The organism is Shewanella sp. c952, from assembly GCF_019654975.1.
Classification (GTDB): Bacteria; Pseudomonadota; Gammaproteobacteria; order Enterobacterales; family Shewanellaceae; genus Shewanella.
Window position 1 is genome coordinate 1 of the sequence record NZ_BPEW01000041.1, and the last position, 23,732, is coordinate 23,732.

General features: G+C 44.4%; 17 protein-coding genes, 4 tRNA genes and 1 rRNA gene. 21 read left to right on the forward strand and 1 reads right to left on the reverse strand.

Going from position 1 to position 23,732, the window contains the following annotated elements; translation table 11 throughout:
- Window positions 1-4: 4 nt before the first annotated feature.
- From rrf to birA, 4 genes are all read left to right on the forward strand, one after another.
- A 5S ribosomal RNA gene (gene rrf, locus K5R16_RS19155) occupies window positions 5-120 on the forward strand.
- Window positions 121-224: 104 nt separating this feature from the next.
- Window positions 225-301, forward strand: a tRNA-Asp gene (locus tag K5R16_RS19160).
- Between the two features lie 1,124 nt (window positions 302-1,425).
- On the forward strand, window positions 1,426-2,445 hold the full coding sequence (murB, locus tag K5R16_RS19165) for a UDP-N-acetylmuramate dehydrogenase (RefSeq protein WP_220739623.1): 1,020 nt from the start codon (window positions 1,426-1,428) through the stop codon (window positions 2,443-2,445).
- Window position 2,446: 1 nt separating this feature from the next.
- Window positions 2,447-3,409 carry a bifunctional biotin--[acetyl-CoA-carboxylase] ligase/biotin operon repressor BirA gene (birA, locus tag K5R16_RS19170; protein WP_220739625.1) on the forward strand — a complete coding sequence of 321 codons (963 nt, stop codon included), beginning with the start codon at window positions 2,447-2,449 and terminating at the stop codon, window positions 3,407-3,409.
- A gap of 6 nt (window positions 3,410-3,415) precedes the next feature.
- On the opposite strand, the gene coaA is transcribed toward birA, so the two are convergent.
- Window positions 3,416-4,366: a type I pantothenate kinase gene (gene coaA / locus K5R16_RS19175; protein ID WP_220739627.1), complete on the reverse strand. Its 951-nt coding sequence runs from the start codon at window positions 4,364-4,366 to the stop codon at window positions 3,416-3,418.
- A 233-nt stretch (window positions 4,367-4,599) separates the two neighbouring features.
- Here coaA and K5R16_RS19180 point away from each other — a divergent pair.
- The 17 genes from K5R16_RS19180 to rpsJ all read left to right on the forward strand — a co-directional run bounded on the left by K5R16_RS19180 (window position 4,600) and on the right by rpsJ (window position 23,731).
- A tRNA-Thr gene (locus tag K5R16_RS19180) sits at window positions 4,600-4,675 on the forward strand.
- Window positions 4,676-4,682: 7 nt separating this feature from the next.
- A tRNA-Tyr gene (locus tag K5R16_RS19185) sits at window positions 4,683-4,767 on the forward strand.
- Between the two features lie 35 nt (window positions 4,768-4,802).
- Window positions 4,803-4,876, forward strand: a tRNA-Gly gene (locus tag K5R16_RS19190).
- A 195-nt stretch (window positions 4,877-5,071) separates the two neighbouring features.
- Entirely contained in the window at window positions 5,072-6,256 is a 1,185-nt protein-coding gene (gene tuf / locus K5R16_RS19195) for an elongation factor Tu (RefSeq protein WP_220739629.1), read from the forward strand.
- Window positions 6,257-6,547: 291 nt separating this feature from the next.
- Window positions 6,548-6,919 (forward strand): preprotein translocase subunit SecE, encoded by a 372-nt coding sequence (secE, locus tag K5R16_RS19200; protein WP_220739631.1) that lies wholly within the window; start codon window positions 6,548-6,550, stop codon window positions 6,917-6,919.
- A gap of 9 nt (window positions 6,920-6,928) precedes the next feature.
- Window positions 6,929-7,480: a transcription termination/antitermination protein NusG gene (nusG, locus tag K5R16_RS19205; protein ID WP_220739633.1), complete on the forward strand. Its 552-nt coding sequence runs from the start codon at window positions 6,929-6,931 to the stop codon at window positions 7,478-7,480.
- A gap of 126 nt (window positions 7,481-7,606) precedes the next feature.
- On the forward strand, window positions 7,607-8,035 hold the full coding sequence (gene rplK, locus K5R16_RS19210) for a 50S ribosomal protein L11 (RefSeq protein ID WP_020912128.1): 429 nt from the start codon (window positions 7,607-7,609) through the stop codon (window positions 8,033-8,035).
- Between the two features lie 4 nt (window positions 8,036-8,039).
- Window positions 8,040-8,741: a 50S ribosomal protein L1 gene (gene rplA / locus K5R16_RS19215; protein ID WP_220739634.1), complete on the forward strand. Its 702-nt coding sequence runs from the start codon at window positions 8,040-8,042 to the stop codon at window positions 8,739-8,741.
- A 269-nt stretch (window positions 8,742-9,010) separates the two neighbouring features.
- Window positions 9,011-9,508, forward strand: a complete 498-nt coding sequence (gene rplJ / locus K5R16_RS19220) for a 50S ribosomal protein L10 (protein WP_220739636.1) — start codon at window positions 9,011-9,013, stop codon at window positions 9,506-9,508.
- Window positions 9,509-9,564: 56 nt separating this feature from the next.
- Window positions 9,565-9,930, forward strand: a complete 366-nt coding sequence (rplL, locus tag K5R16_RS19225; RefSeq protein ID WP_220739638.1) for a 50S ribosomal protein L7/L12 — start codon at window positions 9,565-9,567, stop codon at window positions 9,928-9,930.
- Between the two features lie 240 nt (window positions 9,931-10,170).
- Window positions 10,171-14,202 carry a DNA-directed RNA polymerase subunit beta gene (gene rpoB / locus K5R16_RS19230; protein WP_220739640.1) on the forward strand — a complete coding sequence of 1,344 codons (4,032 nt, stop codon included), beginning with the start codon at window positions 10,171-10,173 and terminating at the stop codon, window positions 14,200-14,202.
- A gap of 84 nt (window positions 14,203-14,286) precedes the next feature.
- The gene (gene rpoC / locus K5R16_RS19235) at window positions 14,287-18,501 is read left to right on the forward strand and encodes a DNA-directed RNA polymerase subunit beta' (RefSeq protein WP_220739642.1); all 4,215 of its coding nucleotides are present in this window, start codon (window positions 14,287-14,289) and stop codon (window positions 18,499-18,501) included.
- Window positions 18,502-18,690: 189 nt separating this feature from the next.
- Window positions 18,691-19,065: a 30S ribosomal protein S12 gene (gene rpsL / locus K5R16_RS19240; RefSeq protein ID WP_012327264.1), complete on the forward strand. Its 375-nt coding sequence runs from the start codon at window positions 18,691-18,693 to the stop codon at window positions 19,063-19,065.
- A gap of 80 nt (window positions 19,066-19,145) precedes the next feature.
- Window positions 19,146-19,616, forward strand: a complete 471-nt coding sequence (rpsG, locus tag K5R16_RS19245; protein WP_202287039.1) for a 30S ribosomal protein S7 — start codon at window positions 19,146-19,148, stop codon at window positions 19,614-19,616.
- A gap of 75 nt (window positions 19,617-19,691) precedes the next feature.
- Window positions 19,692-21,788 carry an elongation factor G gene (gene fusA, locus K5R16_RS19250; RefSeq protein WP_220739644.1) on the forward strand — a complete coding sequence of 699 codons (2,097 nt, stop codon included), beginning with the start codon at window positions 19,692-19,694 and terminating at the stop codon, window positions 21,786-21,788.
- Between the two features lie 85 nt (window positions 21,789-21,873).
- Window positions 21,874-23,058 carry an elongation factor Tu gene (gene tuf / locus K5R16_RS19255; protein ID WP_220739646.1) on the forward strand — a complete coding sequence of 395 codons (1,185 nt, stop codon included), beginning with the start codon at window positions 21,874-21,876 and terminating at the stop codon, window positions 23,056-23,058.
- Between the two features lie 361 nt (window positions 23,059-23,419).
- Window positions 23,420-23,731 carry a 30S ribosomal protein S10 gene (rpsJ, locus tag K5R16_RS19260; RefSeq protein ID WP_005503530.1) on the forward strand — a complete coding sequence of 104 codons (312 nt, stop codon included), beginning with the start codon at window positions 23,420-23,422 and terminating at the stop codon, window positions 23,729-23,731.
- Window position 23,732 lies beyond the last annotated feature (1 nt).

Genomic DNA, 23,732 nt, shown 5'->3' on the forward strand with positions numbered 1-23,732 from the left:
TTTGTCTGGAAACCATAGAGCTGTGGTCCCACCTGATCCCATTCCGAACTCAGAAGTGAAACACAGTATCGCCGATGGTAGTGTGGGGTTTCCCCATGTGAGAGTAGGTCATTTCCAGGCGCCTAATTAGCTTTATCTCCTATTAAAGAGAAAAGCGAGTCTCCTAGCCCTGACAAGCTAGTGACTTAAAAGAATTTAGTGAAATGCTTCGGCAATTTGCTAAAGGAGCGGTAGTTCAGTTGGTTAGAATACCGGCCTGTCACGCCGGGGGTCGCGAGTTCGAGTCTCGTCCGTTCCGCCAACATAAAGACGAAAGCCTCTACAGTAATGTAGAGGCTTTTTTCGTTGTGATAAATAAAAAGCTAAGTGCTCAATTGCTTTGATTGTCCGTCGCTAAGTGTATTAGGCTGAATCTACTTGGATTAGAAAGCACAAACATGAAAGCCTCTCTGCTTTTAGTTGAAAGCGTGTAGAGGCTTTTTGCGTTGTGAGAAATAAAAAGCTAAATACTTAATCGCTTTGATTGTCAGTCGCTAAGTGTATTAGGCTGAATCTACTAGGAGCCGGAAGCACAAACATGAAAGCCTCCCTGCTTTTAGTTGAAAGCGCGTAGAGGCTTTTTGCGTTGTGATAAATAAAAAGCTAAGTGCTCAATCGCTTTGATTGTCAGTCGCAGTGGGTTATTAGGCTGACTCTGCTAGGATCCGAAAGCATAAACATGAAAGCCTCTCTGCTTTTAGTTGAAAGCGCGTAGAGGCTTTTTTCGTTGTGAGAAATAAAAAGCTAAGCGCTCAATAGCTTTGATTGTCAGTCGCTAAGTGTATTAGGCTGACTCTACTAGGATTAAAAAGCACAAACATGGAAGCCTCCTTGCTTTTAGTTGAAAGCGCGTAGAGGCTTTTTTTGTTGTGGAAGGAAAAGTAATCGGTTTAGTTAGCTTGCTTATGAGTTTGGAATATTTTTAATTCAGCAAAACAAACATAGAAAGTTTTGTTGTTGCTTTAACCGAACTCTATCTCCCTTCTATTCACTCCATTTAGGTTCAATCTTTCATGAGCTGAAACAGCAATATGTAGATACTATTTTTCAATGTTGTTGATAGCTTTGATCTGGGCTAGTCTATTGCTTTTAATCAATTTTAGTTTTTATTGCAGCTATTTTCTCGAACATGTTTTTGCTAGGGCTCAGTTTGAATTATCTGAGTTCAAATCGTTAACTATACCTTTCTGAAAGACGTAAATAATCAGTATTGCAAAACGGATCGTTCTGCTAATTGGCATATGGTTAGGCATGGGTTATCTCTAATTCTTTGCTACTCGTTTTAATCCTGTGGAGTGAGCATGTCTAAATCAATAGAGAGGGCTACTGAGATTTTCCTGTTTGCGCTACAATGCAGCATTATCTCTGATCTATAAGATTGCCTCTGTGACCGACAACTTTTCATTGAAATCGCATAATACATTTGGGCTCGAACATAAGTGTCGCGCATTGATGAATGCTAAAACTACCGAAGAGCTGTGCTCTATTTGCATAGAGTTATATGCCTCTAATCAGCCGATGCTGATCCTTGGTGGTGGTAGCAACATTATTTTATGTGATGACTTCGCGGGTACTGTTGTTGTGGTTGAAACTAAAGGGATCGAAGTGTCCTCGACTGAGAGTTATCACCTTCTTTCTGTGGAGGCCGGTGAGGATTGGCATGAGCTTGTATGCTTTTGCCTGTCACAGGGAATTGCAGGCTTTGAAAATCTTGCACTTATTCCTGGTAAGGTTGGTGCTGCTCCGATTCAAAATATCGGCGCATATGGTGTCGAGATAAAGGACATCTGTGAATGGGTTGAATATTGTGACTTGTCGACTGGTAAGCACATTCGCTTAAGTGCCAATGAGTGTAACTTTAGCTACAGAGAATCTATTTTTAAACAGCAATTGCTAGGTAGAGCGCTTATAACAAAAGTAGGCTTTAAAGTACCCAAAATTTGGCAACCTAAACTGGATTATGGACCGCTTAGGGCGCTAAAAGATCCTGCCGTGACTCCAAAGGATGTTTTTGAATGCATCTGTGCCACCAGAATGAGTAAACTCCCTGATCCGGCAAAAGTTGGCAATGCTGGCAGCTTTTTTAAAAACCCTGTTATATCAAATGAACTATATCTTTCGCTAACCACCAAATTTCCGAATATAGTTGGTTACCCTCAAGACGCGGGCAAAACTAAAGTCGCAGCGGGCTGGCTTATTGAAGCTGCAGGCCTAAAGGGCTTCCAAGTCGGAGGAGCCGCTGTGCACGCTGACCAAGCACTTGTGCTAATTAACAAAAACAGCGCTACCAGCGAAGATGTTTTGAACTTGGCGCGACATGTTGTTGATTGTATTGATAAGCAATTTGGTATTAGATTACAACCTGAGCCTAGAATGATAGCAGCAACCGGAGAAAGGAGCTTATAGCATGGCAGAACAGTGGAGTCGTAAGCGAGGGATATTAGGAGAGTTATCGAGTGGGCACTTTGTATCTGGTGAAGCCTTAGCTGAGAAACTCGGTGTGTCGAGAACCGCAATCGCTAATCATATCTCTGCTCTAGAAGATTATGGTGTAGATATTTACTGCGTAAAAGGAAAAGGCTATAAGCTGAGCAATCCACTGTCTTTAGTTGATGAAAGTACTTTGAAAAGTGCAATCAGTCAACGTTGCTTCTATTTTGATGAGATCCCGAGTACTAATGCTTTTATATTGAAGCATGCCGAAGAGCTCGATTCCGGTGATATTTGTGTTGCCGAATACCAATCCGCAGGGCGTGGTAGAAGAGGGCGCACTTGGGTGTCGCCTTATGGATGTCACCTGTATTTTTCTATGTACTGGCAGTTCCCGCAAGGCATGGCGCAAGCTATGGGGTTAAGTTTAGTCGTAGCGTGCTCAATAGTTTCGGTACTTGAAGAGCTAGAAGTCGCAGATGTGGGTGTTAAGTGGCCAAATGATATCTACTTGGGTGGTAAGAAGCTAGCGGGTGTGCTGATCGAAATGACAGGGCAAACCGATAGTGAGTGCAACCTTGTAATTGGCGTCGGCCTAAACATGGCGATGAGTGAGCAGCATGGTAAATCAATCGATCAGCCATGGAGTGATATGACATCGCTGACAAAGATGCCAAGTAAGACTGAATTATTAGCGCTATTGCAGCGCCAGCTACAACAAGATTTGTGCGTGTTCCAGAATGAGGGACTTTCACCTTTTCAACAGCGTTGGGAGGCTGCAGATCTGTTTATTGGTCAACAGATTAAATTGCTCATTGGAACCGATGAGGTTCATGGCATTTGCAGAGGTATTGATAAGCAAGGAGCTGTGGTGTTAGAAACTGCCGATGGTATAAAAAGTTTTATTGGCGGTGAGATCAGCCTACGTAAGGCTGATTAATCTATATCACTTTCTTAGAAGGACTTGATCCATGAGGTGATCTTGTCCTTTTTGCAAGATAAGGTGGGCACGTTCTCGGGTTGGTTGGATATTTAGGGTTAAGTTTGGCCCATTGATGCTGTCCCAGATTTTTGATGCAATGCCAGTAGCTTCATTATCTGTTAGCTGAGAGTAATGATGGAAGTAGGAACTTTCTTCGCTAAACGCGCCGGTTCTAAATTGTAAAAAACGCTCGATGTACCACTTTTTCAATAACTCTTCTTCTGCGTCGACATAGATACTAAAATCCACAAAATCAGATACAAATGGTCGCTTAGTATCGACCGCTGAGTCTTGTCCTGTTTGCAGTACGTTTAAGCCCTCGATGATGAGGATATCAGGTTGACGGATCCACTGATATTGGTCGGGCACCCGGTCATAGGTAATGTGTGAGTATATTGGTGCGCTCACCGCAGCTTCTCCCGCTTTTATCGCAGAAATAAAGTCAACTAAGCCTTTCATATCATAGCTTTCAGGGAAGCCCTTACGTTGCATTAACCCACGACGTTTAAGCTCTGCAAGTGGGTGTAAGAATCCATCTGTGGTAATCAGATCTACTTTAGGATGCTCTGGCCAATGACTCAATAATGCTTGCAAGATACGTGCGGTAGTACTTTTACCTACCGCCACACTACCTGCAATACTGATAATATAAGGTCTTTTGGGGGGAACGCGGCCAAGGAATTCATTGAGTGCTAACCCGCGCTTCTGTTTTGCGCCTACATTTAGGTTCAAAAGCCGGCTTAAAGGTAAATAAATATCGGTAACTTCGGATAATGATATTTTTTCGTTTATACCGCGCAGGTCAGCCAGATCATTTTCACTGAGTGTTAATGGCACAGATTCTCTTAATTCAGCCCATTGCTCGCGCTGAAAAGGTAAGTAGAGTGCATTATGAATTTGATTGGTTTGCGTCATTGCGAAGTTCTCCATTGAGGAGGGCACATTACACTATGAATTTATTATCGACAACCGCTACGGGATTAGACGAACAGACAATGCTAGGTAATTGAGATTAATCGCTGTAAAAGTATCCGTTATGGCTAAAGTGAGCATAAAAAAACGCCGTTTGAGCTTTTTTTTATAAAAAAAACGATTTTCCTATTGCACTTGTGCTCACATTTCCATAATATCCGCTACCGAAATGACACGCCGGCATAGCTCAGTTGGTAGAGCAACTGACTTGTAATCAGTAGGTCCCGAGTTCGACTCTTGGTGCCGGCACCATTTCCCTGGAGGGGTTCCCGAGTGGCCAAAGGGATCAGATTGTAAATCTGACGGCTCAGCCTTCGAAGGTTCGAATCCTTCTCCCTCCACCATTTTCTAGGTAGTTAGGTAACCTGAAGTAGGTTGCGCGGATGTCGTATAATGGTATTACTCCAGCCTTCCAAGCTGATAACGCGGGTTCGATTCCCGCCATCCGCTCCAAATTCTTGCTGATAATACTTAATCAGTAGAAAGCACTCGATAACGAGTGCTTTTTCCAGTTTAAGACTACCTGTCAGCACGCCTCCTGCTTCTTATATACCTCAACTATCTTACTAACTGATTCGATGACATTTATGTATCGGATTTTTTGCTATATGCAGTTTCATCACCAGTACTTTGGATTGGGGCAATACCATGGCTAAAGAAAAATTTGAACGTAGTAAACCGCATGTTAACGTTGGTACCATTGGACACGTCGACCATGGTAAAACAACGCTAACTGCTGCTATCTCTGCTGTTTTGACTAAAACATACGGTGGTGAAGTTAAAGATTTCGCACAAATCGATAACGCTCCTGAAGAGCGCGAGCGTGGTATTACAATTAATACCTCTCACATCGAATATGACACACCTGCACGTCACTACGCACACGTAGATTGTCCTGGTCACGCCGATTATGTTAAAAACATGATTACTGGTGCTGCTCAAATGGATGGCGCGATTCTAGTAGTTGCTTCTACAGATGGTCCAATGCCACAAACACGTGAGCACATCCTGCTTTCACGTCAGGTTGGCGTACCATTCATCATCGTATTCATGAACAAGTGTGACATGGTAGATGACGAAGAGCTTCTTGAGCTTGTAGAAATGGAAGTTCGTGAACTTCTTTCTGAATATGACTTCCCAGGTGATGACTTACCAGTTATCCAAGGTTCTGCGCTTAAAGCCCTTGAAGGCGAGCCAGAGTGGGAAGCTAAGATCCTTGAGCTTGCTGAAGCTCTAGATACTTACATTCCAGAGCCAGAGCGTGCTATCGATGGTGCGTTCATTCTTCCAATTGAAGATGTATTCTCAATCTCAGGCCGTGGTACAGTTGTAACTGGTCGTGTAGAGCGCGGTATCATCAAAGTTGGTGAAGAAGTAGAAATCGTTGGTATCAAAGATACAACTAAGACTACTTGTACTGGTGTTGAAATGTTCCGTAAGCTTCTTGACGAAGGTCGTGCTGGCGAGAACTGTGGTGTTCTTCTACGTGGTACTAAGCGTGAAGATGTTGAGCGTGGTCAGGTTCTTGCTGCTCCTGGTTCAATCACTCCACATACAACTTTCAAGTCAGAAATCTACGTTCTGTCTAAAGAAGAAGGTGGACGTCATACTCCATTCTTCAAAGGCTACCGTCCACAGTTCTACTTCCGTACAACTGACGTAACCGGTACTATCGAATTGCCAGAAGGCGTAGAGATGGTAATGCCTGGTGACAACGTTGCTATGACAGTAACACTAATCTGCCCAATCGCGATGGACGAAGGTTTACGCTTCGCAATCCGTGAAGGTGGACGTACAGTTGGTGCTGGTGTTGTTGCAGAGATCGTTGCTTAATAGCGACTAATCTTAACGCAATACTGAAAAAGGCAGCTTAGGCTGCCTTTTTTGATTTTAATCGAAAGCTAATACTGATTTTGTTCACTAAGCTTAGCTTTGTATTCTTGCCAATTACGCGGAATAAGAATACAATCTATGGCCGATTTTTGACTCGCTGGATATACTTTTTTAGTGAGTGTGTTGAGCAGTCGTCAGTTTAGACTTGAGTCTGGCTGATTTTTTACTGAGCAAAATGCTATTTTTGTAGTATTTATAATCTCAGAACGTAGTGAGTAACGGAATTAACCGATGACAACAAATACTGAAAGCCAGGGTAACTCTCTGGATATCGTAAAGTGGGGCCTAGTCGTAATCTTCTTGGCTGCCGCTATTATTGGCAATCATTATTTCGCTGAAGCAAGTGTTGTTGCGCGCGCTTTCGGTGTTGTAATCGCCTTTGCTATTGCTGGTCTTATTGCGTCGCAAACAGAAAAAGGCAAGCAAGCGTTAACGTTTGCTCGTGAAGCACAGATTGAAGTTCGTAAAGTGGTATGGCCTACGCGTCAAGAAGCACTTAATACAACTTTTATTGTATTAGCTGCAACAGCCGTTTTAGGATTAATCCTATGGGGTATGGACGCAGTATTGCTTAGAATTGTTAATTTTATTACAGGCGTATAGGCATCTCGAATGACTGAAGCAACTGAAGCTAAAAAAAGATGGTATGTAGTACAAGCGTTTTCAGGCTATGAAGGCCGCGTTTGTAAATCTTTGAATGAACATATCAAAATGCACAGCATGGAAGATTACTTCGGTGAGGTTTTAGTACCTACTGAGGAAGTTGTTGAAATGCGTGCGGGCCAACGTCGTAAGAGCGAACGCAAATTCTTCCCTGGCTATGTATTAGTCCAGATGGAGATGAATGACGAGAGCTGGCATTTAGTGAAAAGCATCCCTCGTGTGATGGGTTTCATTGGTGGCACATCAGATCGTCCAGCCCCTATTTCAGATAAAGAAGCTGATGCTATTCTTCAGCGTCTACAAGACACTACTGAGTCTCCAACGCATCGCGTTATGTTTGAGCCAGGCGAAGTTGTTCGTGTTACTGACGGACCTTTTGCTGACTTTAACGGTACTGTTGAAGAAGTTGATTATGAGAAAAACCGCGTTAAGGTTTCTGTCATGATCTTCGGTCGCTCAACACCAGTAGAACTTGATTTTAGTCAGATTGAAAAAAGCTGATTAAATAAAGCGCAAATACTGATTGGAAATGGGTGCGAATTTATATATAATTCGCACCCATATTTTTCGGGGAGCTTTTCAGCATAGTGTTGATGGCGTTTGAACCCAAACTTGAGGAAATGTCTCATGGCAAAGAAAGTTGATGGTTACATCAAACTACAAGTAGCAGCCGGTGCTGCAAACCCGTCGCCACCAGTTGGCCCTGCATTGGGTCAGAAAGGTGTTAACATCATGGAATTCTGTAAAGCATTCAACGCTCGTACTGAAAAGTTCGACAAAGGTATGCCAATTCCTGTAGTTATCACTGTTTACACTGATCGCTCTTTCACTTTTGAAACTAAGACGCCACCTGCATCTTTCCTACTGCTAAAAGCAGCTGGTCTGAAGTCTGGTTCTGGCCGTCCTAACACTGACAAAGTGGGAACTATCAAGCGTAGCGCTGTCCAGGAAATTGCTGAGACTAAAGCCGCTGATATGACTGGTGCTGATATGGACGCTATGATGCGCTCTATTGAAGGTACTGCGCGTTCAATGGGTTTGGTAGTAGAGGACTAATATAATGGCAAAGCTAACTAAACGCGCTCGTTTGATCCGCGAAAAAGTTGAAGTGACTAAGAACTACGACATCAATGAAGCCGTAGCACTACTAAAAGAACTAGCAACAGCTAAGTTCGTTGAAAGTGTTGACGTTGCTGTAAACCTTGGTGTTGATCCACGTAAATCTGACCAAAACGTTCGTGGCGCAACAGTGCTACCACACGGTACTGGTCGTGAAGTACGTGTAGCTGTATTCACTCAAGGCGCTAACGCTGAAGCTGCTACTGCAGCTGGTGCTGAGCTAGTCGGTATGGACGAGCTTGCTGCACAAGTTAAAGCTGGCGAAATGAACTTTGACGTAGTTATCGCATCTCCAGATGCTATGCGCGTTGTTGGTCAGTTAGGTCAAATCTTAGGCCCACGTGGTCTAATGCCTAACCCTAAAACTGGTACAGTAACGCCAAACGTTGCTGAAGCAGTTAAGAACGCTAAAGCTGGTCAAGTTCGTTACCGTAACGACAAGAACGGCATCATCCACACTACTATCGGTAAAGTGGATTTTGAAACAGCTCAACTTAAAGAAAACTTAGAAGCTCTACTTGTTGCTCTTAAAAAAGCCAAGCCAGCTGCTGCTAAAGGTGTTTTCCTTAAGAAAGTAAGCATCTCTACCACTATGGGTGCAGGTGTTGCAGTTGACCAGAGTACTCTGGACGACGGTAAGTAAATTTACAAAGCTCGCGCATTAGTCTATAATGCGCGCACTTTGTAGGGTTGAGGTTATGATTTAATCTTTTAGGTTAATGATTGGCCTCCGTCCAAGACCGTAGGTGTTGGTTCAAGTAACCATCTTAATTTCCTACGTAGACGGTGTCGGACCCCAGATAGATTTTATTCTGCTGGATCTTTTCGCGCCGTAAGTCGCTAAACATCATTAGATGTTTAGCATGGTAATTGCTAGGGAATTTCCCTAGATAGAATCCAGGAGTAAAGCCAATGGCATTAGGACTCGAAGACAAAAAAGCGATTGTTGCTGAAGTCGCCGAAGCTGCCAAAGGTGCTTTATCTGCAGTTGTTGCCGATTCACGCGGTGTAACTGTAGGTGATATGACCGGTCTTCGTAAAGCAGCTCGTGAAGCTGGTGTATACGTTAAAGTTGTACGTAATACACTAGTAAAACGCGCTGTAGCTGGTACTGATTTTGAGTGCCTAAGCGATACGTTCACTGGTCCTACTTTGATTGCATTCTCTAATGAGCACCCAGGTGCAGCAGCGCGTCTTCTTAAAGATTTCGCGAAGTCACAAGAGAAGTTTGAAATCAAAGCAGCAGCCTTTGAAGGGGAATTAATCCCTGCAGATAATATTGATCGTTTAGCAAAACTACCAACATACGAAGAAGCACTAGCACAGTTCATGATGACTCTAAAAGAAGCATCTGCTGGCAAGTTGGTTCGTACATTGGCCGCTCTACGCGATCAGAAAGAAGCTGCTTAATAATTTTATTAGCCGCTTAATTAAATTGAATTCAGTACAATTAGGAATTTTTTGTTATGTCTATCACTAAAGACCAAATCTTAGAAGCCCTTGCAGAAATGTCTGTAATGGAAGTTGTTGAACTAATCGAAGCAATGGAAGAGAAGTTCGGCGTATCTGCTGCAGCTGCAGTTGTTTCAGGTGGCGGCGACGCTGGCGCTGCTGAAGAGCAAACAGAATTCGACGTAATTCTTACTTCACACGGCGACAACAAAGTTGCAACTATTAAAGCACTTCGCGCTGCTACAGGTCTTGGCCTGAAAGAAGCTAAAGGTATGGCTGAATCTGCTCCAGTAGCAGTTAAAGAAGCTATCACTAAAGAAGAAGCTGAAGCACTAAAAACTGATCTTGAAGCAGCTGGTGCTGCAGTAGAGATCAAGTAAGTTATACTTTAACTTACTACCACCCGAGTAATCGGGCGGAGGCTGGCGGTTTTTTAACCGTCGGCCTTTTTTGCGCTGTAAGCGTAGGCGATTTTTTTTTCACCGTTTGTCGCCAGATTTTGCAGTTCCTAACAGAGATTACTGGTTGGGTTCTTGCTATCAACGGTGATGGGCAAACGCGCTGTTTCAATCATGATGATTGTTTCAGTCTTGGTCACATCTCGCAATCAGAGGAAACCCATGGTTTACTCCTATTCTGAAAAGAAGCGTATTCGCAAAGACTTCGGTAAACGTCCACGAGTTTTGGACATCCCTTACCTATTGTCAATCCAGTTGGACTCTTTTAAGAAGTTCACCGATCAAGATCCTACAGGTGAGCGTGGTTTTGAAGCCGCTTTCCGTAGCGTTTTTCCCATCAAGAGCTTTTCTGGTAATTCGGAGCTGCAATATGTCAGCTACAAACTAGGCGAGCCAGTTTTTGATGTGAAAGAGTGTCAAATCCGCGGTATTACATATTCTGCACCACTACGCGTTAAATTGCGTATGGTTCTTTATGACCGTGAAGCAGCACCTGGCACTGTAAAAGACATTAAAGAACAAGAAGTTTATATGGGGGATATCCCTCTTATGACTGACAACGGTACCTTTGTAATTAATGGTACTGAGCGTGTTATCGTATCTCAGCTACACCGTAGCCCGGGCGTATTCTTCGATCATGACCGTGGTAAAACCCACTCTTCAGGTAAGGTGCTGTATAACGCACGTATTATTCCTTACCGTGGTTCTTGGTTAGACTTTGAATTCGATCCTAAAGATGCATTGTTTGTTCGTATTGACCGCCGTCGTAAGCTGGCTGCATCGATCATTCTTCGCGCATTAGATTATTCGACTCAAGATATTCTTGACCTGTTCTTCGATCGCGTAAACTTTAAGATCAAGCAAGATTCATTAGTAATGGATCTCGTTGCTGATCGTCTACGTGGCGAAACTGCAAGTTACGATATTAAAGATATTGATGGCACTGTTCTTGTTGAGAAAGGACGTCGTATCACTGCGCGTCATATTCGTCAGCTTGAAAAGACTAATACCACTGAGCTTGAAGTACCAGTTGAGTACATTGCAGGCAAGATTTCTGGTCAAGATTACATTGATCCAGATACCGGTGAAGTATTGGTTTCTGCTAACGCAGAAATCGGCCTAGAAGATCTTGCGAAGCTTTCATTGGCAGGCATCAAAGAAGTAAGCACTCTGTATATCAACGAACTTGATAACGGCGCTTACATTTCTGACACTCTACGTATTGATTCTACAACTAACCGCTTAGAAGCGCTTGTTGAAATCTACCGTATGATGCGTCCAGGCGAGCCACCAACCAAAGATGCTGCAGAAGCGTTATTTAATAACCTTTTCTTCAGCGAAGAACGCTACGATCTCTCTAAAGTTGGTCGTATGAAGTTCAACCGTCGTCTAAGTATTGATGACGACGAAGGTACGGGTATCCTTTCTAAAGAAGATATCGTTGCCGTGATGAAGAACATCATCGCCATCCGTAATGGTTTGGACGAAGTTGATGATATCGATCACCTTGGTAACCGTCGTATCCGTAGTGTTGGTGAAATGGCTGAAAACCAGTTCCGTGTTGGTCTAGTTCGTGTAGAACGTGCCGTACGTGAGCGTTTAAGCCTAGGTGATCTGAATGAGCTAATGCCTCAGGACTTGATCAACGCTAAGCCAATTTCTGCTGCAGTTAAAGAATTCTTTGGCTCTTCACAGCTTTCGCAATTCATGGATCAAAACAACCCGCTATCAGAAGTGACGCATAAGCGTCGTATTTCTGCGCTTGGCCCTGGTGGTTTGACTCGTGAACGTGCTGGTTTTGAGGTTCGAGATGTACACCCGACGCACTACGGTCGTCTATGTCCAATCGAAACTCCTGAAGGTCCAAACATTGGTTTGATCAACTCGTTGTCAACCTTTGCTCGTACTAACAACTATGGTTTCCTTGAAACACCTTACCGTAAGGTTATTGATGGTGTGGTTACTGATGAGGTCGATTACCTTTCAGCAATCGAAGAAGGTCGCTATGTTATTGCACAGGCTATCGTTGAGTTAGACGAAAACGGTCGCATGATGGATGAGCTTATTGCTTGTCGTCATAAAGGTGATTCTACCTTTATGGGCGCAGCAGACATCCAATACATGGACGTTTCGCCACAACAGATTATTTCTGTAGCGGCATCGCTAATTCCGTTCCTAGAACACGATGATGCTAACCGTGCATTGATGGGTGCAAACATGCAACGTCAAGCCGTACCTACACTTAGGGCTGATAAGCCACTAGTTGGTACTGGTATTGAGCGTACTCTTGCTGTTGACTCAGGTGTTGTTGTTGCTGCGAAGCGTGGTGGTTACGTTGACTATGTTGACGCAAGCCGCATCGTAGTAAAAGTTGACGAAGCTGAGTTGACTCCAGGCGAAGCTGGTATCGATATTTACAACTTGACTAAATACACACGTTCTAACCAGAACACATGTATTAACCAGCGTCCTTGTTGTAGTGTTGGCGATCCAGTTGTCCGTGGTGACGTACTAGCCGATGGCCCATCTACCGATTTAGGTGATTTGGCTCTTGGTCAGAACATGCGTATCGCGTTCATGCCTTGGAACGGTTACAACTTTGAGGATTCAATCCTTATTTCTGAGCGTGTAGCTCAGGAAGACCGCTTCACGACTATCCACATTCAGGAGCTTTCTTGTATCGCTCGTGATACTAAGTTGGGTAGCGAAGAGATCACTGCTGATATTCCAAACGTTGGTGAGTCTGCGCTTTCTAAGCTAGATGAATCAGGTATCGTTTATATCGGTGCAGAAGTTAAGGGTGGCGACATCCTAGTAGGTAAAGTGACACCTAAGGGTGAAACACAGCTTACTCCAGAGGAAAAGCTTCTCCGTGCAATCTTCGGCGAAAAAGCATCTGACGTTAAAGATAGCTCACTACGTGTACCTAACTCTGTTAAAGGTACTATCATCGACGTACAAGTATTTACTCGTGACGGCGTTGATAAAGATAAGCGTGCTGTTGAAATCGAAGAGATGCATATCGCTCAGGCGAAGAAGGATTTGACTGAAGAGTTCCAAATTCTTGAAGATGGTGTTCTTGGTCGTGCTCGCAACCTATTACTAGGTGCTGGTTTCGATGAAGCCCAACTTGATGCTATTCCACGTTCACAATTGTTGGTTCAAACCATCGATGATGAAGGTAAGCAAACTGAGCTAGAGCAATTAGCTGAGCAAGCGGAAGAGCTAAAAGCCGATTTCGATAAGAAGTTCGAAGTTAAGCGTCGTAAGATCACTCAAGGTGATGATTTAGCACCTGGCGTACTGAAGATTGTTAAGGTTTACCTTGCAGTTAAACGTACTATCCAGCCTGGTGATAAGATGGCGGGTCGTCATGGTAACAAGGGTGTAATCTCTAAGATTTGTCCTGTTGAAGACATGCCTTATGATGAAAAAGGTAACCCAGTGGATATCGTATTGAACCCACTAGGTGTACCGTCACGTATGAACATCGGTCAGGTACTTGAAGTTCATATGGGTGCTGCAGCGAAAGGTATCGGTAATCGTATTACTGAGATGCTTGAAGAGCAGCGCGAATTGGCAGAACTTCGCGGCTACATCAAAGAAGTTTATGAGTTAGGTGACGAAGTGCAACAGCGCGTCGATATCGATTCATTCACTGATGATGAAGTCCTGCGTCTTGCTAAAAACCTTAAAGGCGGTGTACCAACAGCTACACCTGCGTTTGATGGTGCCAAAGAGAAAGAGATCAAGCAGATGCTTGCTCTTGCAGGCCTACCGACTTCAGGACAGCTAACGCTGTGTGATGGTCGTACTGGTAACGAATTTGAGCGTCAAGTAACCGTTGGTTACATGTACATGCTCAAGCTTAACCACTTGGTTGACGATAAGATGCACGCCCGTTCTACCGGTTCGTACAGTCTTGTTACTCAGCAACCATTGGGTGGTAAAGCACAGTTCGGTGGTCAGCGTTTCGGTGAGATGGAAGTATGGGCACTTGAAGCTTACGGTGCAGCATATACCCTTCAGGAAATGCTAACCGTTAAGTCGGATGATGTGAACGGTCGTACTCAGATGTATAAGAACATCGTTGACGGTAACCATCAGATGCAACCAGGTATGCCTGAATCTTTCAACGTATTGTTGAAAGAGATCCGTTCACTCGGTATTAATATCGAGTTGGATCAAAAGTAACACTTGGTTACTGCCTCTATTGGCAAAGAAATTGGTGCTCTGCATTGTGCAGGGCACCCGGTTTAACTCCTTCAGGAGAGAAACGTGAAAGACTTATTAAAGTTTCTGAAACAGCAAAGCAAGACTGAAGAATTTGAAGGTATCAAGATTGGCCTAGCGTCGCCTGACTTGATCCGCTCTTGGTCTTTTGGTGAAGTTAAGAAGCCAGAAACCATTAACTACCGTACATTCAAACCTGAACGTGAAGGTCTGTTCTGTGCGCGTATTTTTGGTCCAGTAAAAGATTACGAATGTTTATGCGGTAAGTATAAGCGTCTTAAGCACCGTGGTGTGATCTGTGAAAAGTGTGGCGTTGAAGTTACACAGACTAAAGTACGTCGTGAGCGTATGGGTCACATTGATCTTGCAAGCCCAGTAGCACATATCTGGTTCTTGAAGTCACTGCCGTCTCGTATCGGTTTGATGCTAGACATGACTCTTCGTGATATCGAACGTGTTCTTTACTTCGAATCTTTCGTCGTAATCGAGCCTGGCATGACCAGTCTTGAGCGCGGTCAAATGCTGACAGAAGAAAACTATCTGGATGCATTGGAAGAGTACGGTGATGAATTCGAAGCTAAGATGGGTGCTGAAGCAGTTCTAGAATTGCTACGTGCTATCGAGCTTGAGAAAGAAATTGAAATGATGCGCGAAGAATTGCCATCTATCAATTCTGAGACTCGTCGTAAGAAGATCACTAAGCGTCTTAAGCTTATTGAGGCATTTTTCCAATCAGGCAACAAGCCTGAGTGGATGATCCTTAAAGTGCTGCCGGTTCTGCCACCTGATCTACGTCCTCTAGTACCACTAGATGGCGGACGTTTTGCTACGTCTGATTTGAACGACCTTTACCGTCGTGTAATCAACCGTAACAACCGTCTAAAGCGTCTGTTAGACCTAGCTGCTCCAGATATCATCGTACGTAACGAAAAGCGTATGTTGCAAGAATCTGTCGATGCGCTATTGGATAACGGTCGTCGTGGTCGTGCTATTACGGGTTCTAACAAGCGTCCGCTTAAATCTTTGGCCGATATGATCAAAGGTAAGCAAGGTCGTTTCCGTCAGAACTTGCTAGGTAAGCGTGTTGATTACTCTGGTCGTTCGGTTATTACCGTAGGTCCAACTCTTCGCTTACATCAGTGTGGTCTTCCTAAGAAGATGGCACTTGAGCTATTTAAGCCATTCATCTATGGCAAGCTAGAAGGTCGTGGCTTAGCTACAACTATTAAAGCTGCTAAGAAGATGGTTGAGCGTGAAGTACCAGAAGTATGGGATGTTCTTGACGATGTTATTCGTGAACACCCAGTGATGCTTAACCGTGCGCCAACACTGCACAGACTAGGTATCCAGGCATTTGAGCCAGTACTAATCGAAGGTAAAGCGATTCAGCTTCACCCATTGGTTTGTGCGGCATACAACGCCGACTTCGATGGTGACCAAATGGCTGTTCACGTGCCGCTAACGCTGGAAGCTCAGCTAGAAGCACGTTCATTAATGATGTCTACCAACAACATCCTTTCGCCTGCAAACGGCGAGCCGGTGATTACACCATCTCAGGACGTTGTATTGGGTCTTTACTACACGAGTCGTGAGCGTATTAACGGCAAGGGTGAAGGCATGGCATTTGAATCAGTTGCGGAAGCTGAAAAAGCTTACCGTACTGGTGCTGCCGAATTGCATGCTCGCGTTAAGGTTCGTATTACCGAAACCACAATTAACGAAGCAGGCGAAAAAGTTAAGAATCGTCGTATCGTAGATACTACGGTTGGTCGTGCTTTACTGTCATTGATCCTGCCTAAAGGCTTATCTTATGATCTGGTTAACCAGAACATGGGTAAGAAGCAGATCTCTAAGCTATTGAACACTTGTTACCGTCAACTAGGTCTGAAAGATACTGTTATCTTTGCTGACCAATTGATGTACACCGGTTTCAATTTTGCAACTGTGTCTGGTGCCTCTGTTGGTATCAACGATATGGTTATTCCAGATGAGAAATACACGCTAGTTGCTGAAGCTGAAGCGGAAGTTCTTGAAATTCAAGAGCAGTTCCAATCAGGTCTAGTAACAGCCGGTGAGCGTTACATCAAGGTCATCGATATCTGGGCAAGCGCGAACGAAAAAGTGTCTAAAGCGATGATGGACAACTTGTCTTCTGAAACAGTCATTAACCGTGACGGTGAAGAAGAGCAGCAAGAATCCTTCAACAGTATCTACATGATGGCCGATTCTGGCGCTCGTGGTAGTGCGGCACAGATTCGTCAGCTAGCAGGTATGCGTGGTCTGATGGCTAAGCCAGATGGCTCAATCATCGAAACACCAATTACCGCTAACTTCCGTGAAGGTCTAAACGTATCTCAGTACTTTATTTCTACTCACGGTGCGCGTAAAGGTCTTGCGGATACGGCATTGAAGACAGCTAACTCTGGTTACCTGACTCGTCGTCTAGTAGACGTTGCACAAGATTTAGTTGTGATTGAAGAAGACTGTGGCACGTTTGAAGGTCTAACAATGAAACCGCTTATTGAAGGTGGTGATGTTGTTGAGCCGTTGCGTGAACGTGTTCTTGGTCGTGTGGTTGCACAAGACGTACTCAAGCCTGGTACTGAAGAAGTTCTTATCCCACGTAACACTCTGCTTGATGAAGCATGGTGTGACACTGTAGAAGATAATTCTATTGATGAGATGATTGTTCGTTCAGTAATTAGCTGTGATACAGACTTCGGTGTGTGTGCTGCTTGTTACGGTCGTGATTTGGCTCGTGGCCATATCATCAACCAAGGTGAAGCGATTGGTGTTGTAGCTGCTCAGTCTATTGGTGAGCCAGGTACACAGCTTACGATGCGTACATTCCACATTGGTGGTGCGGCATCTCGAGCGTCAGCAGAGAACAACGTTCAAGTTAAGAACGCGGGTACTCTTAAGCTGCACAATGCTAAGCATGTAACGAACAGCGAAGGTAAGCTGGTTATCGTTTCTCGTTCATCTGAGCTAGCCATCATCGATGAGCTAGGTCGTGAAAAAGAGCGTTATAAGGTTCCTTACGGTACGGTTCTAGAAAAACTAGAAGACGCACCTGTAGCAGCTGGCGAGATTATCGCTAACTGGGATCCACATACTCACCCGATTATCACAGAAGTGGCGGGTAGTACTAAGTTCGTAGATATGATTGAAGGTGTCACTATGACACGTCAAACAGACGAACTAACGGGTCTTTCATCTATCGTAGTATTAGATGTTGCACAACGTCCAACAGCTGGTAAAGAGATGCGTCCTATGATCCGTCTTGTTGCTGCTGATGGTGGCGACTTGATGATTCCTGGTACTGAAGTACCAGCGCAATACTTCTTGCCTGGCAACGCGATTGTGAACCTTGACGATAACGCACCAATTAACGTTGGTGATGCATTAGCACGTATTCCTCAAGAATCTTCTAAGACTCGCGATATTACCGGTGGTCTACCACGCGTTGCTGACTTGTTCGAAGCGCGTAAGCCAAAAGAGCCTGCTATTCTTGCTGAAGTATCGGGAACTATCTCGTTCGGTAAAGAAACCAAAGGTAAGCGTCGTCTAGTGATTACTCCTGCTGAAGGTGGCGATCATTACGAAGAGATGATTCCTAAGTGGCGTAACCTCAACGTGTTCGAAGGTGAAAAAGTTGAACGCGGTGAAGTTATTGCTGATGGTGCAGAAGCTGCGCACGACATTCTACGTCTACGTGGTATCCACAATGTGGCTAACTACATCGTGAATGAAGTACAGGATGTTTACCGTCTCCAGGGCGTGAAGATCAACGATAAGCACATTGAGGTGATTATTCGCCAGATGCTGCGTAAGTGTGAGATCGTTAACGCTGGTGATAGTGAATTCCTAGCGGGTGAGCAAGCTGAAGTATCACGTGTGAAGATCGCTAACCGCGAACTTGAAGCACAAGGTAAGCAGCCAGCGACATTCGAGCGTGAACTTCTTGGTATTACCAAGGCGTCTCTTGCGACTGAATCGTTCATCTCTGCAGCATCGTTCCAGGAGACCACTCGTGTTCTTACTGAAGCAGCTGTTGGCGGTAAGAGCGATAAGCTACGCGGTCTGAAAGAAAACGTTATTGTGGGTCGTTTGATCCCTGCTGGTACGGGTTACTCTTACCACCAGAAGCGTGCCGAAGCTGCTGCTAAACCAGCTGCTCAAGAAGCACCTGCAATTAGCGCAAGCGAAGCTGAGCAGAACCTTGCTGATCTACTAAATCTTGCTGGAAGTTCTGATTAATTCAGTCTGAAAAGTAAATAGATTGTAAAAAAGGCGCCTTTGGCGCCTTTTTTTTACTTTAAATCGGTTAAAAGTTGTCTATTTCTTGACACACACGCCATACACTTCTAAAATTTCGCGTCCCACACCTGTGGGATATAGATTTTTCACACCTTACTGTTGATTAAATCAACTGATTCGGAGCTATACATGGCAACTGTAAACCAGTTGGTACGTAAGCCTCGCGCGCCAAAAGTCGATAAGACTAATGTGCCTGCGTTGAATGCGTGTCCACAAAAACGTGGTGTTTGTACTCGCGTATACACAACCACACCAAAAAAACCTAACTCTGCACTACGTAAAGTAGCTCGTGTGCGTCTTACTAACGGTTTCGAAGTTACTTCGTACATCGGCGGTGAAGGCCACAACCTGCAGGAACACAGTGTAATTCTAATCCGTGGCGGTCGTGTAAAAGACTTACCGGGTGTGCGTTACCACACTGTACGTGGCGCTTTAGATTGTGCTGGCGTAAGTGAACGTCGTCAAGGTCGTTCAAAGTACGGTGCTAAGCGTCCTAAGTCTTAACGTTTTCCGTTAAGTAAGGCCAAGCTAGTTTTTATTGAGATTCCAGTTTTGGGGTCCCTGAAGCATACGGAGAAATTGTTATGCCAAGACGTCGCGTTGTAGGACAACGTAAAATCCTACCAGATCCAAAGTTCAACAGTGAGTTGCTGGCTAAGTTCATCAACGTCATTATGCAGGACGGCAAAAAGTCGACTGCAGAAAAAATTATTTACAAGGCACTAGATACCGCTTTCGAAAAGAAAGGCGAAGATCATTTAGTAATCCTTGAAGCAGCCCTGGACAATGTACGTCCTTCAGTCGAGGTTAAGTCTCGTCGTGTTGGTGGTTCTACATACCAGGTACCATGTGAAGTTCGTCCAGTGCGTCGTAACGCACTAGCGATGCGCTGGTTGGTTGAAGCTGCACGTAAGCGTGGTGAAAAATCTATGGCGTTACGTCTAGCCGGTGAAATGCTAGACGCATCAGAAAACAAAGGTACTGCTGTTAAGAAGCGCGAAGACGTGCATCGTATGGCAGAAGCAAACAAAGCGTTTGCTCATTACCGCTGGTAATATCTTGGCGCAGGCTTTTGCCTGCGCCTTACTTGCATTGCTAACACTCAGGTTTTAGCTAAGAGGGTATAAATCGTGGCTCGTACAACCCCAATTGAGCGTTATCGTAATATCGGTATTGTCGCTCATGTTGATGCTGGTAAAACCACTACAACTGAACGTGTTCTTTTCTACACCGGTATGTCTCATAAGATCGGTGAAGTTCATGATGGCGCAGCCACTATGGATTGGATGGAGCAAGAGCAGGAGCGTGGGATTACCATCACTTCAGCCGCAACGACTACTTTCTGGCGCGGAATGGAAGCGCAGTTTACTGAACACCGTATCAACATCATTGATACTCCTGGTCACGTTGACTTCACTATTGAAGTTGAACGTTCTCTACGAGTACTAGATGGCGCTGTTGTCGTTTTCTGTGGTTCATCTGGGGTAGAACCCCAATCTGAGACTGTTTGGCGTCAGGCTGATAAGTATCACGTGCCTCGTATGGTTTTCGTCAATAAGATGGACCGTGCAGGCGCTGACTTTGATAGCGTAGTCGAACAGATCCGTAACCGTCTTGGAGCGACTTGTGTACCTATTCAAATGAATATCGGTGCAGAAGAAGAGTTCAAAGGTGTAGTTGATTTGATCAAGATGAAAGCAATTAACTGGTCTGAAGAAGATCAGGGAATGACTTTCAATTATGAAGATATTCCAGCTGAACTAGCCGATAAAGCAGCAGAGATGCGCGAATACTTGGTGGAAAGTGCAGCGGAAGCTTCAGACGAACTGATGGAAAAGTACCTTGAAGAAGGTGAGTTGACTGAAGTTGAGATCAAGGAAGCGTTACGTAAGCGTACTTTAAATAATGAAATCGTTTTGGCAACTTGTGGTTCTGCTTTCAAGAACAAAGGTGTTCAAGCGGTTCTCGATGCTGTGGTAGATTTTCTGCCATCACCTGTCGAAGTTCCTGCAATCAGGGGCATTGACGAGAATGAGAAAGAGACCGAACGTCCAGCGGACGATAACGCGCCTTTCGCAGCATTGGCATTTAAGATTGCTACAGACCCATTCGTGGGTACCTTAACCTTTATGCGTGTTTACTCAGGTGTATTGGAAACAGGTGCTGGCGTTTATAACTCTGTTAAGCAAAAGCGTGAACGTATTGGTCGTATGGTGCAGATGCACGCTAATGACCGTCAAGAGATCAAAGAAGTGCGAGCTGGCGATATCGCTGCCGCTATTGGTCTTAAAGACGTGACTACCGGCGATACATTATGCGATAGCGACCATAAAGTAATTCTAGAGCGTATGGAGTTTCCAGAGCCTGTAATTACTATCGCCGTTGAACCAAGAACCAAGGCTGACCAGGATAAGATGGGGATGGCGCTACAAAAGTTAGCTGCTGAAGATCCGTCGTTCCGTGTTGAAACTGATGAAGAATCAGGTCAAACACTGATCTCTGGTATGGGTGAGCTACACTTAGATATCATCGTAGACCGTATGCGTCGCGAATTCGGTGTTGACTGTAATGTAGGTAAACCTCAAGTTGCATATCGTGAGACTATCCGCGCAAGCGTGGAAGTCGAAGGTAAGTTCGTACGTCAATCAGGTGGTCGAGGTCAATTCGGTCATGTTTGGTTGAAGCTGGAACCTCAAGAAGAGGGCTTTGGTTACGAATTTGTCAGCGAGATTGTTGGTGGTGCTGTTCCTAAGGAATACATCCCAGCAGTAGATAAAGGTATTCAAGAGCAGATGAAGAGTGGCGTATTAGCTGGCTTCCCTGTTCTAGATATAAAGGTTACTCTGTTTGATGGTTCATATCATGATGTGGACTCGAACGAAATGGCCTTTAAAGTCGCCGGTTCAATGGGCTTTAAAAAGGGTGCTCTAGAAGCAGACCCTGCCTTGCTTGAACCTTGTATGAAAGTTGAAGTCACAACACCTGAAGATTATATGGGTGATGTGGTTGGAGACTTAAACCGTCGTCGTGGTCTTATTGAAGGCATGGATGATGGTATCGCAGGTGTTAAACTTGTGCATGCAACAGTACCGTTATCTGAAATGTTCGGTTATGCAACCGATTTGCGCTCTGCGACTCAGGGTCGTGCTTCATACTCTATGGAGTTTTTGAAGTACTCCGATGCACCGCAAAATGTTACTAAAGCAATAATGGAAGCTCGAGGCTAAACAGTCTCACTCTTTTATTGATATAATTAATTGCTATTGCTCGGTAAATAACACCGAGCATTTTCTGAAAAGAAAGGAATATATCGTGGCTAAAGAAAAATTTGAACGTAGTAAACCGCATGTTAACGTTGGTACCATTGGACACGTCGATCATGGTAAAACAACGCTAACTGCAGCTATCTCTGCTGTATTGACTAAAACTTACGGTGGTGAAGTTAAAGATTTCGCACAAATCGATAACGCTCCTGAAGAGCGCGAGCGTGGTATTACAATTAATACTTCTCACATCGAATATGACACTCCATCACGTCACTACGCACACGTAGATTGTCCTGGTCACGCCGATTATGTTAAAAACATGATTACTGGTGCTGCTCAAATGGATGGCGCTATCTTGGTAGTTGCTTCTACAGATGGTCCAATGCCACAAACACGTGAGCACATCCTGCTTTCACGTCAGGTTGGCGTACCATTCATCATCGTATTCATGAACAAGTGTGACATGGTAGATGACGAAGAGCTTCTTGAGCTTGTAGAAATGGAAGTTCGTGAACTTCTTTCTGAATATGACTTCCCAGGTGATGACTTACCAGTTATCCAAGGTTCTGCGCTTAAAGCCCTTGAAGGCGAGCCAGAGTGGGAAGCTAAGATCCTTGAGCTTGCTGAAGCTCTAGATACTTACATTCCAGAGCCAGAGCGTGCTATCGATGGTGCGTTCATTCTTCCAATTGAAGATGTATTCTCAATCTCAGGCCGTGGTACAGTTGTAACTGGTCGTGTAGAGCGCGGTATCATCAAAGTTGGTGAAGAAGTAGAAATCGTTGGTATCAAAGATACAACTAAGACTACTTGTACTGGTGTTGAAATGTTCCGTAAGCTTCTTGACGAAGGTCGTGCTGGCGAGAACTGTGGTGTTCTTCTACGTGGTACTAAGCGTGAAGATGTTGAGCGTGGTCAGGTTCTTGCTGCTCCTGGTTCAATCACTCCACATACAACTTTCAAGTCAGAAATCTACGTTCTGTCTAAAGAAGAAGGTGGACGTCATACTCCATTCTTCAAAGGCTACCGTCCACAGTTCTACTTCCGTACAACTGACGTAACCGGTACTATCGAATTGCCAGAAGGCGTAGAGATGGTAATGCCTGGTGACAACGTTGCTATGACAGTAACACTAATCTGCCCAATCGCGATGGACGAAGGTTTACGCTTCGCAATCCGTGAAGGTGGACGTACAGTTGGTGCTGGTGTTGTTGCAGAGATCGTTGCTTAATAGCGACTAATCTTAACGCAATACTGAAAAAGGCAGCTTAGGCTGCCTTTTTTATTGCCTTAAGAAAAGTACGCTAAGTACTGGCAATCTCGATCTGGCTGGGTATAATAGCCGCCACTTTGTTGGATATGGTCTATTTGACGGTATTTCAAACAGTGGGGTTGATCTGAGACTTAAAATCAGTATAATAGCCCCTCGCCTTAACCATTAGGCGAATTTAAATTGGTCTACCCTCGAGGTTGACGTAAAAAAACAGCGACTCCAATTGTGAGTCGAACGGTTAAATCATCTCGCTCTGCTTTTCCAAATGGAAGAAGCTAGAGGGTGATTTTTTATGTGTACATTTTAGGAGCTCTGGTCAATGCAGAACCAAAGAATCCGTATCCGCTTAAAAGGATTTGATCATCGTTTGATTGATCAGTCTACTGCGGAAATCGTTGAAACTGCTAAGCGTACAGGCGCACAGGTTCGTGGTCCAATTCCACTACCAACGCGTAAAGAACGTTATACCATTTTGACTTCTCCACACGTTAATAAAGATGCGCGTGATCAGTACGAACTTCGTACTCACAAACGTCTTGTTGACATCGTAGAGCCGACTGAAAAGACTGTTGACGCACTTATGCGTTTAGATCTTGCGGCGGGTGTTGACGTTCAGATTAGCTTGGGTTAAT

Excerpts from the sequence above, each read along its gene's own strand:
- rplK (WP_020912128.1), top strand. The coding sequence starts at position 7,607 with ATGGCAAAGAAAGTTGATGGTTACATCAAACTACAAGTAGCAGCCGGT.
- rpsL (WP_012327264.1), top strand. The coding sequence starts at position 18,691 with ATGGCAACTGTAAACCAGTTGGTACGTAAGCCTCGCGCGCCAAAAGTC.
- rpsG (WP_202287039.1), top strand. The coding sequence starts at position 19,146 with ATGCCAAGACGTCGCGTTGTAGGACAACGTAAAATCCTACCAGATCCA.
- secE (WP_220739631.1), top strand. The coding sequence starts at position 6,548 with ATGACAACAAATACTGAAAGCCAGGGTAACTCTCTGGATATCGTAAAG.
- tuf (WP_220739629.1), top strand. The coding sequence starts at position 5,072 with ATGGCTAAAGAAAAATTTGAACGTAGTAAACCGCATGTTAACGTTGGT.
- rplL (WP_220739638.1), top strand. The coding sequence starts at position 9,565 with ATGTCTATCACTAAAGACCAAATCTTAGAAGCCCTTGCAGAAATGTCT.
- birA (WP_220739625.1), top strand. The coding sequence starts at position 2,447 with ATGGCAGAACAGTGGAGTCGTAAGCGAGGGATATTAGGAGAGTTATCG.
- nusG (WP_220739633.1), top strand. The coding sequence starts at position 6,929 with ATGACTGAAGCAACTGAAGCTAAAAAAAGATGGTATGTAGTACAAGCG.
- coaA (WP_220739627.1), bottom strand. The coding sequence starts at position 4,366 with ATGACGCAAACCAATCAAATTCATAATGCACTCTACTTACCTTTTCAG.
- rplJ (WP_220739636.1), top strand. The coding sequence starts at position 9,011 with ATGGCATTAGGACTCGAAGACAAAAAAGCGATTGTTGCTGAAGTCGCC.
- rpoB (WP_220739640.1), top strand. The coding sequence starts at position 10,171 with ATGGTTTACTCCTATTCTGAAAAGAAGCGTATTCGCAAAGACTTCGGT.
- rplA (WP_220739634.1), top strand. The coding sequence starts at position 8,040 with ATGGCAAAGCTAACTAAACGCGCTCGTTTGATCCGCGAAAAAGTTGAA.
- rpsJ (WP_005503530.1), top strand. The coding sequence starts at position 23,420 with ATGCAGAACCAAAGAATCCGTATCCGCTTAAAAGGATTTGATCATCGT.